The 15,605-nt window shown below is 64.7% G+C and carries 13 protein-coding genes and 1 pseudogene; 8 read left to right on the forward strand and 6 right to left on the reverse strand.

Translation table 11 applies throughout. The annotated features are described in order from the left end of the window. Positions 1-35: 35 nt before the first annotated feature. The 5 genes and pseudogenes from A7Q26_RS07915 to A7Q26_RS07935 all read left to right on the forward strand — a co-directional run. A pseudogene (locus tag A7Q26_RS07915) lies at positions 36-392 on the forward strand (IS3 family transposase); the annotation flags it as partial. Between the two features lie 427 nt (positions 393-819). Then, positions 820-1,326, forward strand: coding sequence for an RNA polymerase sigma factor (locus A7Q26_RS07920; protein ID WP_066859039.1), 507 nt, complete (start codon positions 820-822; stop codon positions 1,324-1,326). A gap of 8 nt (positions 1,327-1,334) precedes the next feature. Further along, complete coding sequence (locus A7Q26_RS07925) at positions 1,335-2,252, forward strand: FecR family protein (protein ID WP_066858846.1); 918 nt, start codon at positions 1,335-1,337, stop codon at positions 2,250-2,252. 83 nt (positions 2,253-2,335) lie between these two features. Further along, complete coding sequence (locus A7Q26_RS07930) at positions 2,336-5,227, forward strand: TonB-dependent receptor (protein WP_066858847.1); 2,892 nt, start codon at positions 2,336-2,338, stop codon at positions 5,225-5,227. A 14-nt stretch (positions 5,228-5,241) separates the two neighbouring features. After that, the gene (locus A7Q26_RS07935; RefSeq protein ID WP_066858848.1) at positions 5,242-6,378 is read left to right on the forward strand and encodes an alkaline phosphatase; all 1,137 of its coding nucleotides are present in this window, start codon (positions 5,242-5,244) and stop codon (positions 6,376-6,378) included. A gap of 339 nt (positions 6,379-6,717) precedes the next feature. On the opposite strand, the gene A7Q26_RS07940 is transcribed toward A7Q26_RS07935, so the two are convergent. Next, a complete protein-coding gene (locus A7Q26_RS07940; RefSeq protein ID WP_066858849.1) occupies positions 6,718-8,115 on the reverse strand; it encodes an FAD-dependent oxidoreductase in 1,398 nt (465 codons plus the stop codon). 172 nt (positions 8,116-8,287) lie between these two features. On the opposite strand from A7Q26_RS07940, the gene A7Q26_RS07945 reads away from it, so the two are divergent. Continuing rightward, positions 8,288-9,595, forward strand: a complete 1,308-nt coding sequence (locus A7Q26_RS07945) for a M24 family metallopeptidase (protein ID WP_066858850.1) — start codon at positions 8,288-8,290, stop codon at positions 9,593-9,595. A gap of 214 nt (positions 9,596-9,809) precedes the next feature. On the opposite strand, the gene A7Q26_RS07950 is transcribed toward A7Q26_RS07945, so the two are convergent. From A7Q26_RS07950 to A7Q26_RS07965, 4 genes are read right to left on the reverse strand one after another with little or no spacing between them, the layout of a single operon-like run. After that, positions 9,810-10,472 carry an isochorismatase family protein gene (locus A7Q26_RS07950; protein WP_066858851.1) on the reverse strand — a complete coding sequence of 221 codons (663 nt, stop codon included), beginning with the start codon at positions 10,470-10,472 and terminating at the stop codon, positions 9,810-9,812. Next, a complete protein-coding gene (locus A7Q26_RS07955; protein WP_066858852.1) occupies positions 10,462-11,346 on the reverse strand; it encodes an isocitrate lyase/PEP mutase family protein in 885 nt (294 codons plus the stop codon). The genes A7Q26_RS07950 and A7Q26_RS07955 overlap by 11 nt, the downstream gene beginning before the upstream one ends. Further along, positions 11,343-12,257 (reverse strand): polysaccharide deacetylase, encoded by a 915-nt coding sequence (locus A7Q26_RS07960; RefSeq protein ID WP_066858853.1) that lies wholly within the window; start codon positions 12,255-12,257, stop codon positions 11,343-11,345. The genes A7Q26_RS07955 and A7Q26_RS07960 overlap by 4 nt, the downstream gene beginning before the upstream one ends. Positions 12,258-12,274: 17 nt before the next feature. After that, positions 12,275-13,033, reverse strand: a complete 759-nt coding sequence (locus A7Q26_RS07965) for a maleate cis-trans isomerase family protein (protein WP_066858854.1) — start codon at positions 13,031-13,033, stop codon at positions 12,275-12,277. 173 nt (positions 13,034-13,206) lie between these two features. On the opposite strand from A7Q26_RS07965, the gene A7Q26_RS07970 reads away from it, so the two are divergent. Next, a complete protein-coding gene (locus A7Q26_RS07970; RefSeq protein ID WP_066858855.1) occupies positions 13,207-13,500 on the forward strand; it encodes a DUF1330 domain-containing protein in 294 nt (97 codons plus the stop codon). A 35-nt stretch (positions 13,501-13,535) separates the two neighbouring features. After that, entirely contained in the window at positions 13,536-14,738 is a 1,203-nt protein-coding gene (locus tag A7Q26_RS07975) for an FAD-dependent oxidoreductase (protein WP_066858856.1), read from the forward strand. Positions 14,739-14,758: 20 nt separating this feature from the next. Here the strand turns inward: A7Q26_RS07975 and A7Q26_RS07980 are convergent, their stop codons facing one another. Next, on the reverse strand, positions 14,759-15,553 hold the full coding sequence (locus tag A7Q26_RS07980; protein WP_066858857.1) for a helix-turn-helix domain-containing protein: 795 nt from the start codon (positions 15,551-15,553) through the stop codon (positions 14,759-14,761). Positions 15,554-15,605 lie beyond the last annotated feature (52 nt).

Genomic DNA, 15,605 nt, shown 5'->3' on the forward strand with positions numbered 1-15,605 from the left:
GTCGCTTGAGAGTTTAAGGCTCGTTCGAGGAGACCGACGATGCGATCAAACAGAGTGATATGGGGGTGCGCCTGCAAAATCCGCCGCATGGCTGCATTTTCCATTCCGATCGCGGCAGCCAATATTGCTCCTACGCCTATCAAAAGAAGCTGCAGGCCTATGGCCTGCGTCCATCACTGAGCGGAAAAGGTAATTGCTACGACAACTCTGCGGTCGAGACCTTCTTCAAATTCCTGAAGGCAGAAATGATCTGGCGGCAGCGCTCGCCAATCCGGCGGCAAGCTGAAGCTGCCATCTTCCAGTACATCAACGGCTTCTACAAGTCCCGGCGGCGCCATTTACACCTCGGTAGTATCAGCCCGCTCGCCTTTGAGGCCAAGGTGGCAAAATGAAATAGGCGACCGGCGCAAAACCGTTACAGGTCCAGTCCGGGACTTAAACTCGCTCGCGCGCAAGCGCGTATCGCGTTCGAGACGCTGCTTCCAGCCATGCGGAACATCGTCGTTGAAACCGACAGCGTCGAATGGCTCCAGAATGATTTTCTACGAGGGGCCGTGACCATTGACCTGCGGTTCAAGCCTCATGGCGACGGCGTCACTTTTCGCGGAATCGGTCGCTGCCACCGCGGATCGACGCCGGAATAATTGGAGACCGCCCAGCCACACCACGTGTCTTGAGCCACGACCTCAGAAAACAGCGCGACTTGAAATTATGCTAGGACGCGCTTTCCGAGCCGCACCACCGGTTCAAGTCGCCGTCACTCGATCGCAATGATCCAGTCATCAAACTGACCATCGGTCAAACTAGATGGCCCTGTCCATGGGCGATCATCCACTCGAACAGACGCATATGCGATCGCGGCCACTGTGGGCGGGATGGAGCAGCCTGCTCGCGCAGGTCGAGCGGCTGACCCGGCGCGCCGATAGCGAGGATTTGTTGCACGATGCCTATGTCCGCATGGCGGCCCGTGCCGACCGGCCCGACAATGAGGAAGCCTTTCTGGTTCGTGCGGCGTTCAATCGCGCGCGCGACTGCTATCGCCGGGAAAGGATACGCGGGCCAGCGACCGGGGACGACGCGATCGCGCTGCTTCGCGACGGCGCGCCGTTGCAGGACGAGGTCCTGATGGCGCAGGCGCGGCTCCAGCGCGTGTCGGAGGGGATAGACCGCCTGCCGCCCCGGACGCGCGAGATATTCCTGCTCCAGCGGATCGACAATCTCAAATATCGCGAGATTGCCGAGCGGCTGGAAATCAGCCAGAGCGCGGTCGAGAAACATATGGCCAGGGCCATGACATTCCTGGGCGAATGGACGAAGGATTGGTGAGGCCCGATATGTCCGGTGAGCGCCCCTTACCCCGGACCGCCGCCGAGTGGATTGCAAGGCTGAATGCGGACGGACGGACGGCGGAAGACGAGCAGGCCTTTCGCGCTTGGCTCGCCTCCGATGCCGTCCATGCGGCCGATTTCGAGCGGGCGACCGATATCTGGGCACTGGTGCCCGGCATCGACGCAGCATCTCGTCCGGCGGCGCCGCCGCGTTCATTGTCTCGACGGCGGATGCTGGCCGCCTGTGCCGGAACGCTGGTTGTGGGTGGGAGCGGCGTCGCCGTGATGCAGACGGCCATGGCTGGCACACGCTATCGTACCGGCATTGGCGAGCAGCGCCGGCTGACACTGGCGGAAGGGTCGGCGCTGTTCCTGGACACCGATACCGATGTGCGCGTGCTGGCCAGTGCCAGCCGGCGGCGCCTATGGCTGGAACGGGGGCGCGTTGCGTTGACCGTCAGGCCGGCGGCCGCGCCCTTTACGATCGATGCCGGCAGGAGCCGCTTCGTGGCGCGCAGCGGCCGGTTCGACGTGCGGCGTGATATGGATGACAGACTGGCTATGACGGCGCTGGCAGGACAGGCTGAGGTGGCGATCGGCGGCGGGCAACGCAGCCTGTCATCCGGGCAGCGCATCCGCGCTAATGCGGCCGATGTCGTGGAGGTCGATCGACCGGATGTCGAAGCAACTCAAGCCTGGCTGAGCGGCCGGGCCGCCTTTCATGATGATCGGCTCGATGCCGTGGCGGCGGAGGCCAATCGCTACAGCCTGATCCGGCTGGTGATCGCCGATCCGCACACCGCCACCCTGCGGGTAAGCGGCATGTACCGGATGGGCGATAATGTCGCGCTTGGCCAGGCGCTGGCGCAACTGCTGTCCGTGCCGGTTCGTCAGGTCGATGATCGAGTGCTGCTGGGCGGCTGAAAAAATCTGCCATGGCTGGGGTGGGGTAAAATCCTGCTGGCGCGTCGGGGAGGCGCGGCGCCTTCTGCCGCTGTCCACGGGGGATGATCGTGACCGTTTCTTCTTCGCGCACTTTGCGCCGTTCTCTGGTGCTGGGCGCCGCTCTTGCCGCCTTCTGCGCCGTCCCGGTCCAGGCGCAGCAGCGCCAGGCGTCCGTCCAGATCGCCGCGCAGCCGCTTGCGCCCGCGCTGGAAGCACTGGCCCGCCAGACCGGCACCGACATATTGTTCGCGCCGCAACTCGTCGCGGGCATGAGCGGTCCTTCGCTGAGCGGCCGGATGGACGCGATGGCGGCGGTCGAACGGCTGATCCAGGGCAAGCCGCTGGCGGTGCGGCGGCAGGGTAATGGCGCGCTGCTGATCGTGGCGGCGCCGGTCCAGCCGCAGGAGACGGTGGCCGCGGGCGGCGCGGAGGTCGCGCCCGACATCATCGTCACCGGCTATGCCGCCAGCCTGTCCGGCGCGCTGGCCGAAAAGCGCAAGGCCACCAATGTGGTCGATGTGGTCAAGGCCGAGGATATCGGCAAATTCCCCGCCCAGAACATCGCCGAAGCGCTGCAGCGCGTGCCGGGCGTGTCGATCGTGCGCGATCGCGGCGAGGGCGTGTTCGTCCGTATCCGCGGTTTGGGCGCCAATTTCCAGGTCGTCACCCTCAATGGTCGGTCGGCCGCGGTGAACGAGAATGTGCGCGACAGCGGCCAGAGCGGGCGCCAGTTCCGCTTCGACACGCTGCCGTCCGAACTCATGTCGGCGGTGGAAGTCATCAAGAGCCCGCGCGCGGACCTGGCCGAAGGCGGGATCGGCGGCATCGTCAACCTGCAGACCTTCCGCCCGATCGACCTCAAGAAGCCGGTGCTGGCGCTGTCCGCCACCGCCAGTTCGCCGCGCCTGGCTGACACGGTCGATCCGCGCCTGTCGGGCATGGCCAGCTGGGTCAATGGCGAGGGCACGTTCGGCGCGCTGATCGCGGCGGTCTATGACGAGCGCACCACGCGGCAGGACCGCGTCACCGGCGTCGGCTGGGCTGACGGGCGGATCGACGCCGATGGCGACGGCACGCTGGACAGCGACACCATATTGGTGCCGACCAGCACGCGCCCGACGCTGGAACGCGAAAAACGCGATCGCATCGGCCTCAACGGCGCGATCCAGTGGAAGCCCGACGACCGGTTCGAGCTGAACGTCGATGGCCTGTGGAGCCGGCTCAACATCGATTATGACGAACTGACCTATTCGACCGATTTTTCCGCGACCACGCCGGGGGCGATCGTGCCGGGCACGGCGGTGATCGAAAATGGCGTGCTGACCGCCGCGACCGTGACCACATCGACCCAGATCGGCCGCGAGACGTCGCGGCTCGAATATGAGAATTGGCTGATCGGCGCGAACGCAAAATGGTCGGCCAATGGCTGGACGCTGGCCGCCGATGCGAGCCTGGGCCGGGCCTATTCCAACACACCCACGCCCATCTATCGCACCCGCCTGCTCGGCAGCGTCGGCCAGGTCGCCTTCGACTATGGCAAGGTGGGCGAAAGGTTGCCGAACCTGGAGTTCCTGACGGCCGACCTGACGGAATCGACCACGTTGCCGGGGCGCCGGATCGAATATCGCGTCAATGACTCGCTCGATCGCCAGCGCGCGGCGACCTTCGACGTGACGCGCGAACTGAGCGGCGTGGTGCAGGCGCTGCGCTTCGGCGCCAAATATGAAAAGCGCGACCGCACCTATAACCGCCGCGACATCAATTTCACCAGCGGCATCGCCGGCCAGCGCTTCGACGACAGCTATTTCGAAGCTTTCCCGGTCGATGATTTCCTCAGTGGCGTGGGCGGCAGCCTGCCGACCATCTGGGTCATGCCCGACCCCGACCGTTTCCTGGACGCGGCAACCGGCAAGCAGGCGCTGCTCGATGCGCCGCTGACCCGTGGCGACCGGCGCAACAGCTATGCCATCGAGGAACGGATCATCGGCGGCTATGGCATGGCGGAATTCAGCTTCCCCCTGGGCGGCGTGACCATCCGGGGCGATACTGGCCTGCGTTATGCCCATACCCGCCAGACATCGTCGGGCTATGCCGATAATGGCAGCGCGGCGCTGCCGGTCAGCTATGAGCGCAATTATGGCAATCTGCTGCCCTCGCTCAACCTGGTCGCCGAATTCACGTCGGACCTGCAGATGCATCTGGCTGCGTCCAAGGTCATCACCCGGCCGTCGCTGGCCGACCTTGCGCCGCGCCTGACGATCAATTCCAACCCGACGGTGCTGACGGCGGTAGGCGGCAATCCCGAGCTGCGGCCGTTCGAGGCTTGGCAATATGACGGCACGGTCGAATGGTATTTCGCGCCGGGCAGCGCGCTGATCGGTGGCGCCTTCTACAAGGATATCACGACCTTCGTCTTCCAGCAGACCCGCAATTTCGACCTGGACGGGCAGGTCTATCGCCTGACCGCGCCGCAAAATGGCGGCAATGCCTATGTCGCGGGGATCGAGATCGCCTATCAGCAGCTGTTCAAGATGCTGCCGGCGCCGTTCGACGGCCTCGGCTTCCAGGCCAATTATACCCATACCAAGAGCAAGGGCACCTATGCCCTGTCCGACGGCACCACCTTCCGCGACGACCTGACCGATGTGGCTGGCGACAGCTTCAACCTGACCGCCTTCTACGAGAAGGGGCCCGTCGGCGCGAGGGCCAGCTATAGCTGGCGCGGCAAGGTGCTGCGCGATGTCGGCGGCGCTGGGCTGGCGGCGAATAATGACGCGGCGTTCGGCAGCCTGGACTTCGACATTTCCTACAAGGTCACGCCCAATGTCACATTGGTGGTGCAGGGCATCAACGTGGCCGGCGGCGTCCAGTGGCAATATGTCCGGGACGATCGCTTCGCGGGCTACACCGATTATGGCACCACGCTGATGGCCGGCGTGCGGGCCCGTTTCTGAACGGAAGGACGGCAATGACGATGCGATCGATCGGGATCATGCTGGCGGCGGGCACAATGCTCGCCGCCGCTCCGGCGCAGGCCCAGGACAAGGCAAAGGACGGGGTCGCGCCACAGCGGGCGCGCAACATCATCCTGTTCCTGGGCGACGCTGGCGGCGTACCGACGCTCAATGCCGCGGGAATCATGGCCCATGACCGCCCGCAATCGCTGTTCATCCACTCCATGCCCCATGTCGGCCTGTCCGACACATCGGCGCTCGACAATTGGGTGACGGATTCGGCGGCCGGAATGACGGCGATCATGACCGGTCACAAGACCAATAGCGGCATGGTGTCGGCGCTGCCGGGGGCGGATGGAGCGATCACGCCGGTCAAGAGCTTCCTCGAATATGCCGAGCAGCGCGGTCTTTCCACCGGCGTCGTCACCAATATGCCGATCTGGGACGCCACCCCTGCCGCCTGCTTTGCCCATGTCGCCAGTCGCAAGGACAAGGACCAGATCTTCCGCCAGATGTTGGCGCCCCGCTTCGGCAACGGCGTCGACATATTGATTGGCAAGGGGCACGCAGATGCGGTCGCGTCCTTCGCCAAAGATGGCACCACGCCGCAACAGGCCTTCGCCGAAGCCGGCTACCGCTTTGGCAATGATACGGTGCTGGTAAAGGAAGCCGGCCGGGCGGCGGTGCTGCGCGACGTAGAGTATGCCCCGATCCCGGCGGTCGAGGCGACAATCGGCGAGTTGGCGCGCAATCCCAAGGGCTATTTCCTGATGGTCGAATGGGACATGCACACCGACAAGCCGGAAAACGGCCTGAAGCATGTGCTCGAGATGGACGATATGATCCGCCGGGTGAGCGCGATCGCTGGCGAGGATACGCTGATCCTGTTCACCGCCGATCATAGTTTTGGCCTGCGTATGAACAGCGGCAAGCGCAACGCGCCGATGGGCCAGCAATATGCGGCCGCCGCCGCCAAGCCGGACGCAACGGTCGCAAGCAATGCGATTATCGGCGTGGAGGACAATCACACCGGTGAGGAGGTGATCGCCGCCGCCGCCGGGCCGCGCGCCGATCAGGTCCATGGCTTCTTCCCCAACACCCGCCTGTTCGACGTCATGCTGACGGCGATGGGCTGGAACAAGGAAGATTGATCCTAGACGGCATGATCATCCAATGGGGCCACGCGCTTCCCTGCACGATTTTTCAAGGGGGCTGATGTCCCAAACCAATGCCGGTGCCAAGGGCAGGTCAGTCGGTAAAACGGACGGCCTGCGCTTGACGATCGACAATAGGGGGATTCGCACCGCGAGCGAAACCGGGCGTCATATGGAGTAGATCGCGAACGTTGGCAAAGCGGCGAGGCGACCGGCGGGTTTTGATCAGGGCCGGCCATCCTTCCGCTGCCTTGGCCGCGGGCATCCTGTCACCACACCGACCGTATCCGCCACGCACGGTGTCCCGTTGGTCGAACGGCTCGCCGCCGTTGGACGTCAACCCATGACCTGCGCGGCGGCGACGCGACCGGCGATCTTGCCCAGCGTCGTCGCGGTCAGAAGCCCGTTGCCCGCGATATAGCCCGCCGCGTCCGACCCTGACACGCCCCGTGCCGCGCCGCCCCCGGCGAACAGGTTGGGGAAGGGCGTCCCGTCGGCGCGCAGGACGCGCGCGTCCCGGTCGACCTCCAGCCCGCCCTGCGTGTGGTAGAGCGCGCCCGTGACTTTGACGGCATAGAAGGGGGCGGCGAGCATAGGCCGGTCGGTCAGGAACTGGCGGCCGAAGCGGTCGGGGTGTCCTGTGGCGCGGGATGCTTCGGCTTCGCCGAAGCTGGCGGCGAGCGCGCCCACGGGCAGCCGGCATGCGGTCGCCAGTTGCGCAATGTCCTGCCCCATGAGGATGGCGCCAGCGGCGATCGCTTGCTGGAAATCCTCGAACTGGGTCATCACGTCGTAACAGCGCTGGTCGAACACGGTCCAGGCGACGTGATCGGGCTGGGCGATGATCTTGACCGCCTGTTCGGAATAGCCCTTCGATTCGTCGGAGAAGCGTTCGCCGCGCACATTGACCTGAAAGCCGCCTTCAAGGATCGCGGGCCAGTTGATCGTAACCGCATGGCCGACCGCCAGCCCGCCATGGCCCTGATAGGCGGCGACGTCGCCGATCGCGGCGCCCAGGTCCAGTCCCCAGAGGATGGCGTCGCCCTTGTTGCCCGGATGGCCGTTGAAGACCGCGCCGTCGAGTTCGGGAATGTAGCGCGCCACCATGTCGACGTTGCCGGCAAAACCGCAGCAGGCCAGAATGAGAGCGCGGCAACCGATCGCCTCCATGCTGCCATCGGGTCGTTCGATGCCGACGCCGGTCATGACCTCTCCATCGGTGTAGAGCGTCGTGACGACCGCGTCGGTCAGGATATCCGCGCCGGCCGCGACCGCGCTTTCCTCCAGCTTCGCCATCAGTTCGGCGCCCGACCGGTGCGGCATTCCATACATGCGCCGGACGCTGTGGCCCGGATAGGTGAAGCCGTCCACCAGCGTCAGGGGCAGGCCGTGACCGTCCTTCAGCCATGCCACCGTCTCCGCCGACTGCGCGGCCAGATGGTCGACGATCACCGGGTCGGCCCGTCCCCTGGCCTTGGCCTGGATGTCCGCCGCGAAGAGGGCGGGGCTGTCCTCTATGCCTTGCGCCGCCTGTTCGGGCGTGCCGGCGGCGGGGATGAGGCCCGTGGACATGGAAGTCGTGCCCCATGGCTTGGGATCGCGCTCGACCACCAGCACCTCCGCGCCGCCATCCCGCGCCGATAGCGCGGCGCTGAGGCCGCAGCCGCCACCGCCTACGATGAGGACGGGCATGATGAAATCGAAATCGTCGGCGCGACGCTGTTGGATCGGCATGTCTGTTATCCGCTGGAAAAATGGATGGCGCAGGCCTAGCCGAACGCGGAGCGGCTTGCAGGCGGGCCGGCCAGTTTGATCGCCCTGCGAATAGCGCGAAAGGGATGAAGGACCGTGGCCGGCTTTGCGATAGTAAGGAGGCAAGGCTTCGGGTCAGGACAAGGGACGAGATATGCTGCTGAACAGGGCGCGCGCGATCGAGGTGATGGAACGGCACGGGCTGGACGGCCTGGTCGCGGCCTTCCCGGAGAATATCTATTATCTGAGCGATTATTGGGGACCTATGTTCCTCATGTCGCGCAACTACACGCTCTACGCGTTCCTGCCGCGCGATCCCGAACTGCCCGCCGCGCTCATCATGCCGGGAACGGGCGTCTATCATCTGGAGCATGTGCCGACATGGATGCCCAACGTGTCGACCTACATCACCCGGATCAAGCCCGGCCAGCCCATCCCGCCGCGCGATTTCGAGTTCACCACCGAGGAAATAGACGAGGGTGACCGCGTCGTTACGCCACAGAGCGCGCAGGGTCAGCGGCTTACCCCTTATCCGATCCGCGAGGGTGTGGAGATGGCGCCGCGCGATCAGCAATTGCTTGCCCGCTATGCGATGCACAGCAGCAACCCCGAAATCACCGCCACACGCGCGCTGAAGGCCGCGATCGAGGCGGCGGGGCTGGGCAAGGGGCGCATCGGGTTCGACGATCCGCGCGTGCTGGGCTGGCTCAATGCCGTGGGCCTGCCGGATCTGGGCGGGGTGGATGCGCTCAACATCTTCAAGGAAATCCGCATGGTGAAGAGCCCTGCGGAAATCGATTTGCTGCGCACCGCAGGGCAGATGAGCGAAAATGCGATCAACGCAGTGATCGCCGCGATCGAGCCGGGGATGCCGCTGGACGATATCGGCCGCATTCACGCCCGCGCCATGATCGAGCAGGGCGGCAAGTCGGAATGGATCATCGCCAATGTGCGCGGTCTTGCCACCGGCGTGGTCGAGGCGGGCGAACTGATGAAGCTCGATTCCGTCGGCAGCTACAAGGAATATCGCGGCGATGTCGGCCGCACGGTGATCTGCGGCGAACCGACCAGGGAAATGCTGGACCGCAATGTCGCCGTGACGCGCGCGCTCCAGATCGCCTATGAGAATATCCGGCCGGGCAAGACGTTCAAGGAGATCGTCGACCTGACTCTGAAGGCGGTGCATGATGAAGGCTTCCCCGGCTTCGTGATTGCCGGGCCCCACTCGGTCGGCCTGGAGCATACCGATCATCCTGTGTCGGTGGGCGACCAGATGCCCGGCCATCATGAGTTGCGCTTCCTGGAGAATATGGTCTTCACGCTGGACATGCCGTACCATGAGTTCGGATGGGGCACGTCCCATGTCGAGGACATGATGCTGGTCACGAAGGACGGGTGCGAGGCGCTGACGTCGATGGATACATCGCTTCGGGTCAAGCCCATCCGGGCGACGGCGGCGTAAGGCGGATTGACGACCATGGCACAGCCTTGATGATAGGCGATTCGCCTGTGGGCAGGACTGCGCCTGCGATCGGACGGGGCCGTAAAGTGACAAAGACGCCGCAAAAGACCGGCTGACATGTCACCTTATGTCGCCTTTGGCTGCGGCATAAGCGTGCACGCGGGCAGCCGTCGGACGATACGCTGTCATCCGACAGTCTGGAGCAGATGAAATCCTACATTGGAAGGTTTTTTTGCGCTGCCGCGCGGCGGCCTATCAGGTCGATTGCCTCGGCCTCGCCGACGACTTCGGCAATCTTTGCTGCCATATCGAAGAGATTCTGTTCCTGGGGGCGGACGTCCCGGTCCCCGCACGCCTCGCGCACGACGAAGGGGGCAAAGCCGTGGCACAGCGCGTCGAGGGCGGTGGCGCGGACGCAGCCGGAGGTGGAAAAGCCGGTGATGAGCAGCGTGTCGAATCCGGCGGCATGAAGGGTCGAGGCCAGCGGGGTGCCGAAGAAGGCCGATGGATATTGTTTGGAGAGGACGAGGTCGCCCGGCAGTGGCTGAAGCGCGGGCGGGAAGGCGCCCGCCGGCGATCCGCGCTCGAACGCTTTGAGGGCAGGCACCTTGCGGAAGAAAAGGCCGCCGTCGATGCCGCCCGGCTGATAGACGACATTGGTGAAGATGACCGGCACGCCCGCGGCGCGGGCCGCCGCGGCCAGGCGGACGTTGGACGCCAGCGCGTCCTCCACCCCGGCATAGAGCGGCGAGGTGGGGTCGAGATAGGCCATCACCACGTCCACGATCAGCAGTGCGGGACGCTGACCGAAGGCGAGCTTGCCGCCGAAGCCGGCGGTGGTGTAATCGGCGGCGAGATCGGGCTGTTCAGGCGTCATAGCGTTTTCCAAGGTCGATGAGGTCGGATGCGCCCAGCAGGGCGTTCATGTCGGAAAGCCGGGCGATGTCGGCCGACAGACTGGCGGTGCCGCGCTCGCGCGCCAGCGTATCGAGCCAGCGCGGCCCCTGCGCGGCGAGGCCGTGCAGCAGCAGCAGGGGATGCAGCGCGATGGCGAAGCCCAGCTGTTCGAGCGCCGCGCCATTGTCCACCGGCGTCACTCCGCCTTCGACCAGATTATGGACCAGCGGCACGCGCCCGGCGAAACGGCCGGCGATCCCTGCCAGCTCTGAAAGGGTGCGGGGGCCTTCGATGAAGATGAGGTCTGCGCCCGCGTCCAGATAGGCTTCTGCGCGCTCGATTGCGGCATCATAGCCTTCGACCGCCAGCGCATCGGTGCGGGCGATGACCAGCATGTCCTGCCGCGCGTCGAGTGCCGCCCTGATCCGACCGACCGACTCGGCGAGCGGCACGACGGTCTTGCCCGCCATATGGCCGCAGCGCTTGGGGAAGCCCTGATCCTCGATCTGCACCGCGCTGGCGCCCGCGCGTTCGAAGGCGCGCAGTGACCGTTGCAGGGTCAGCGCATTGCCAAAGCCGGTGTCCGCGTCGACGATCAGCGGGATCGCGATGCGATCGCGGATGACCGCGACCGCTTGCGCCACTTCGCTCGCCGTGACCAGCCCCATGTCCGGGCTGCCGTAGCGCCCCATCGACAGCGCCCCGCCCGACAGGAAGGCGATGGGAAAGCCGGCACGCTCGACGAGCAGCGCGGTAAGGCCGTCCCAGCAGCCGGGCACGCTATGCAATCGCCGCCCGTCGGGGCCTGCGTGCAACAGGCCCTTCAGTGCGGCGACATGCTCCCTATGGTTCATCCGAGCTGGCCGGGGATGTGGCTTTCATGATTCTGAAGATACCAGTCGGCGATCTCTTCCCGCGTGGCCCACCAGACGCCGGGCAGGGACTTGGCATGTTCGATGAACTCGCGCAGCGCCCGGATGCGATGGGCGCGGCCCGACACATGGGGGTGGAGGCCAAGATTCATGATGCGGCCGGTCTTCGCGCCCTCTTCGTAAAGGACGTCCAGTTCCTCGATCAGCACGTCGCGATATTCGTCGGTCGTGTAATTCTTGCGCGTGATGAAGGTGAAATCGTTGATTTCGTTGGAATAGGGCACCGACACGATGGGCCCGTGCGGCGTGCGCAGCAGATAGGGCTGATCGTCGTTCATAATGTCGCAGTAGAAGGTGCAGCCATATTCGGCGAGAATGTCCGCCGTCTGCAGCGTGCCGCGCAGCGAGGAGGAGAGCCAGCCCTTGGACTTGCGGCCGGTGAATTTTTCGAACTGGTCGAGCGTGCGCAGCACGATCTCGCGCTCCTTGGCCGGATCGCCCGCGAAATTGGTGAGCAGTTCGCCCTGTTCCCAATTATGGGTCAGCAATTCCCAGCCGCGTTCCAGCACGGCGTCGGTCATCGCCTTGCGCCGGTCGAAGGTGACGGCGTTGGTGGTGCAACTGGCTTTGACGCCGAGTTCGTCGAACAGGTCTATGAGGCGCCACAGGCCGACGCGCTGGCCATATTCGCGCCAGGTGTAATTGGGGAAGTCGGGCGTGTTGCCCGGCAGGATGTCCGGCAGGATCGACGGGCCGCCGGCATAATAGGGCTTGTCGGTGTCCTTGGTGAGATCCCAGGTTTCAAGGTTGAAGGTCAGGATGAGGGCGACGCGGGCGCCATTGGGCCATTTGAGCGGCTGGCGCTGGGGCAGCGGGATATAATCATAGTCCATGTGAGCGACCTTTCTTTTTAGAAGCGGCTGAGCAGCGCGCCGAAACCATCCATCTGATCGTTCAGTCCCATGCTGCGCAGGGCGTGCCAATAGGTGGCGGTATTGATGGCGATGACCGGCTTTTCCAGCCAGAATTCCGCCATGGCGGCCACTTCGGCGAAGGCGAGGTTGGTGCCGGCCTGGATGATCGCGTCTACGCCCTCGCTCACGGCGATGGCGGTGCGCTTGAGTTTCTGCTTGTCCTCATGCGCGATCATCATGGGGGAAGGGGATTTAAGGCCCTCTATATGGACGACCTCATAGCCCTGGTCCTCGAAGAATTTCTTGACGTTGGCGTCGCCGACCGGGGCGTAGGGGGTGAGGATGCCGATTTTGCGGATTGGGCCGGTTTCACTTTCATAGGCCTTGATCGCGGCGTCCACGGCGGTCGATCCCATGATGACGGGGATGCCGCCGGTCCGCTCCAGCATCTTGCGGTGCAGCCGCTCGGCCCCTTCCGCGCCGTCCCAGAAGGTTTCGGCCGACATGCCCATGATGACGCAGCCCGGTTCCATCGACATGGACACGTCGACGGCATCGAAGGTGGCGGCGCGGATATTTTCCAGCATCACCATGAAGCTGTCGTCATCGCTCACCCTGGTATCGGGGATGGCGATGCGCGAGAAATGATTGGTGACGCCGCGCGGGCGCATGGCGGCATATTCCGGCTCCACGCTGGTGTTGGTCGACGGCGCGACCACCGCGAACTTCATGCGATACCCCAGGGAATCCACCACGGCCTGTCCTTTTCATGCAATGTCTGTCGAACGCCATAGTGCGGAGCCGGCAGGCGGCGGGCCATCGGCAGGGCGCGCATTTATCGACAGGCGGATAGATTGCACCGATCCCGGCGCGGCGGCGGGCGGTAGCTGGCACACAGTCGGTCATCGCAGGAAACAGGGAGCAGGTCATGGCGGCCTATATCGTTGCAACCGTTCGGGTGACCGACGCCGAAAAATTCGCGGCCTATGGCAAGGGCATCGCCGGACTGTCCGAACAATTTGGCGGAGAGTCGATCGCCAAGGGGCCGGTCGCCGAATGGCTGGAGGGCGAGGGCCCGGCGGGCGAACGGGTCGTCGTCAGCCGTTACCCCGATGCGGACGCCGCGCGCGCCTATATCGCCAGCGCCCAATATCAGGCAGCTGCCGCGCTGCGCGCCGGTGCGGGCGAGGTGGTAATGCGCCTGCTCGTCGACCCGGCCTGACCGCACCCAATCCCCTTATCGCAGGACCCAAGAACATGACGAAGAAGACGCGCGTCCTCATCGCGGGCGCCGGCCCGGTCGGCACCGTCGCGGCCTATCGCCTGGCGCAGATGGGCATCGATGTCATCCTCATCGAACCCAACAGCCATTGCCCCGAAGACATGCGGGCGTCGACGCTTCATCCGCCCAGCCTGGACATGCTGGAAGAATTGGGCGTGCTGGACGAACTGATCGCCGACGGGCTGAAGGCGCCGGTCTATCAGTATCGCAACCGGCGCAGCGGCAGCGTCATCGCCCTCGACATGACCGAGATCGGCGATGTCGTGCGCCATCCCTTCCGCCTGCAATGCGAACAGTTCAAGCTCGCCCGGCTGCTGGCCGGTCGACTGGCGACGCACGATCATGGCCAGATCCTCTTTGGCCATCGCCTGCTGTCCTTCGAGCAGGACAGCGATGGCGTCACCTGCCATGTCGAAAGCCCGATGGCGGTCGAGACGATCCGGTGCGACTATCTGATCGGCGCGGACGGCGCGAGTTCGACCGTGCGCAAATGGACCGGCATCGCCTTTGAGGGCTTTACCTACCCCGAACGCTTCCTGACGTTGTCGACCGACTATCCGGTCGAGGCCCATTATGAAGGGCTGGCCAATGTCAGCTACATGTCGGACGCGGCGGAGTGGTGCGTGCTGCTGCGCGTGCCGGGCCTGTGGCGCGTGTTGGTGCCCTCGCATGAGCAGGAAAGCGACGCCAGCCTGCTGTCCGACGCGAAGAAGACGGCCGTGTTCAACGGGCTGGTGCCCGATGGCGCGGCGGTTCAGACCCATCATCGCACGCTGTATCGCGTGCACCAACGGGTCGCCGCCAGCTTCCGCCATGGCCGGGTGCTGCTGGCGGGGGATGCCGCGCACCTCAACAACCCGCTGGGCGGCTTCGGCATGAACTCGGGCATCCATGATGCCTGGAACCTGACGGGCAAGCTGCGCGACATCCTGCTGGACGGCGGCCATGCTGACGCGCTTCTTGACCATTATGACCGGCAGCGGCGCACCGTCGCCAAGGAATTCGTGCAGGCCCAGACCATACGCAACAAGGCGGCGATGGAAGCCGATCCGGGTTCGGCCAAGAGCGCGCAGGAAATCCATATGGAAAAGCTGGCCGCCGACCCGGCGCTGCGGCACGAATATATGCTGCAGCAAGCCATGGTCCGGTCGATCGAACGGCAAGCCGAAATTCTCTGACGGTCAGCCTGCCGGCGCCGTCATTCCGATGGCGCCGGCGGATTGGTCATTTCCTCGCCGATCCGCCGGGCCGCCGCCTTGAGCGGTTCGAGGCATTGCGCCAGCGCATCCGACATTTTGAGCGCGGTCGCGAAGAAGGCCAGGGTCAGCGTTCCCGCGACATGGCCATGCGCCATGATCGGCACAGCGATCGAGGAGGTCTTTCCCGGATTGCGGGTGAAGGTGTTGTAGGCGCGGGTCGCATGGCCGTCGCGCAGGATCTGCTCGGCCAGCCCCTCCTTCTCGAACAGGTCGATCACATGGTTGGTGATCTTGTCGGGCATCAGCTTGAGCGCGTCGAGCAGGCCCTGCCGCTCGTCATCCGGCAGATAGGACAGGTAGACGAGGCCCGCGGCACATTCAAGGACCGGCAGCGCATAGCCGGGATAGTAACTGTTGAAGGTGAGCGTCGTCAGCGAATGGGTGGAATCGCGGATGATCATCGAATGGCCGACATGGCTGGCGAGCGAGATCGGCCAGCCCAGCTTGCGGGTTAATTCCACGATGTGCGGGCGCGAGAACTGGACCAGTTCGGCATGGCCCTGAAAACCATGCGCGAGCGTCTGGACGAGCGCAGTCGGCCGGTAATTTTTTCGCGATGGCTCGCGTTCCACCAGCCCTTCATGCACCAACGTCTGCACCAGTCGGCACGCGGTGGGATAAGGAACATTGGAGGTGCGCGCGATCTCCATCATCGAAATCGTGCCGCCTCGATTGATAGCCTGCAACACGGCAATGCCGCGGCTGAGGGATCGTATCGGAACGCCTTTTTCCATGACGGGATGATGACAGATATAGGGCCGTATGCAACGGCATTTTATCCGACAG

This window comes from Sphingobium sp. TCM1 (assembly GCF_001650725.1).
In the GTDB taxonomy this organism is placed as follows: domain Bacteria; phylum Pseudomonadota; class Alphaproteobacteria; order Sphingomonadales; family Sphingomonadaceae; genus Sphingobium.

What these genes read in the sequence shown, in the direction of transcription:
- A7Q26_RS07920 (WP_066859039.1), top strand. Translation starts at nt 820, where the DNA reads ATGGGCGATCATCCACTCGAACAGACGCATATGCGATCGCGGCCACTG.
- A7Q26_RS07925 (WP_066858846.1), top strand. Translation starts at nt 1,335, where the DNA reads ATGTCCGGTGAGCGCCCCTTACCCCGGACCGCCGCCGAGTGGATTGCA.
- A7Q26_RS07930 (WP_066858847.1), top strand. Translation starts at nt 2,336, where the DNA reads ATGATCGTGACCGTTTCTTCTTCGCGCACTTTGCGCCGTTCTCTGGTG.
- A7Q26_RS07935 (WP_066858848.1), top strand. Translation starts at nt 5,242, where the DNA reads ATGACGATGCGATCGATCGGGATCATGCTGGCGGCGGGCACAATGCTC.
- A7Q26_RS07940 (WP_066858849.1), bottom strand. Translation starts at nt 8,115, where the DNA reads ATGCCGATCCAACAGCGTCGCGCCGACGATTTCGATTTCATCATGCCC.
- A7Q26_RS07945 (WP_066858850.1), top strand. Translation starts at nt 8,288, where the DNA reads ATGCTGCTGAACAGGGCGCGCGCGATCGAGGTGATGGAACGGCACGGG.
- A7Q26_RS07950 (WP_066858851.1), bottom strand. Translation starts at nt 10,472, where the DNA reads ATGACGCCTGAACAGCCCGATCTCGCCGCCGATTACACCACCGCCGGC.
- A7Q26_RS07955 (WP_066858852.1), bottom strand. Translation starts at nt 11,346, where the DNA reads ATGAACCATAGGGAGCATGTCGCCGCACTGAAGGGCCTGTTGCACGCA.
- A7Q26_RS07960 (WP_066858853.1), bottom strand. Translation starts at nt 12,257, where the DNA reads ATGGACTATGATTATATCCCGCTGCCCCAGCGCCAGCCGCTCAAATGG.
- A7Q26_RS07970 (WP_066858855.1), top strand. Translation starts at nt 13,207, where the DNA reads ATGGCGGCCTATATCGTTGCAACCGTTCGGGTGACCGACGCCGAAAAA.
- A7Q26_RS07975 (WP_066858856.1), top strand. Translation starts at nt 13,536, where the DNA reads ATGACGAAGAAGACGCGCGTCCTCATCGCGGGCGCCGGCCCGGTCGGC.
- A7Q26_RS07980 (WP_066858857.1), bottom strand. Translation starts at nt 15,553, where the DNA reads ATGGAAAAAGGCGTTCCGATACGATCCCTCAGCCGCGGCATTGCCGTG.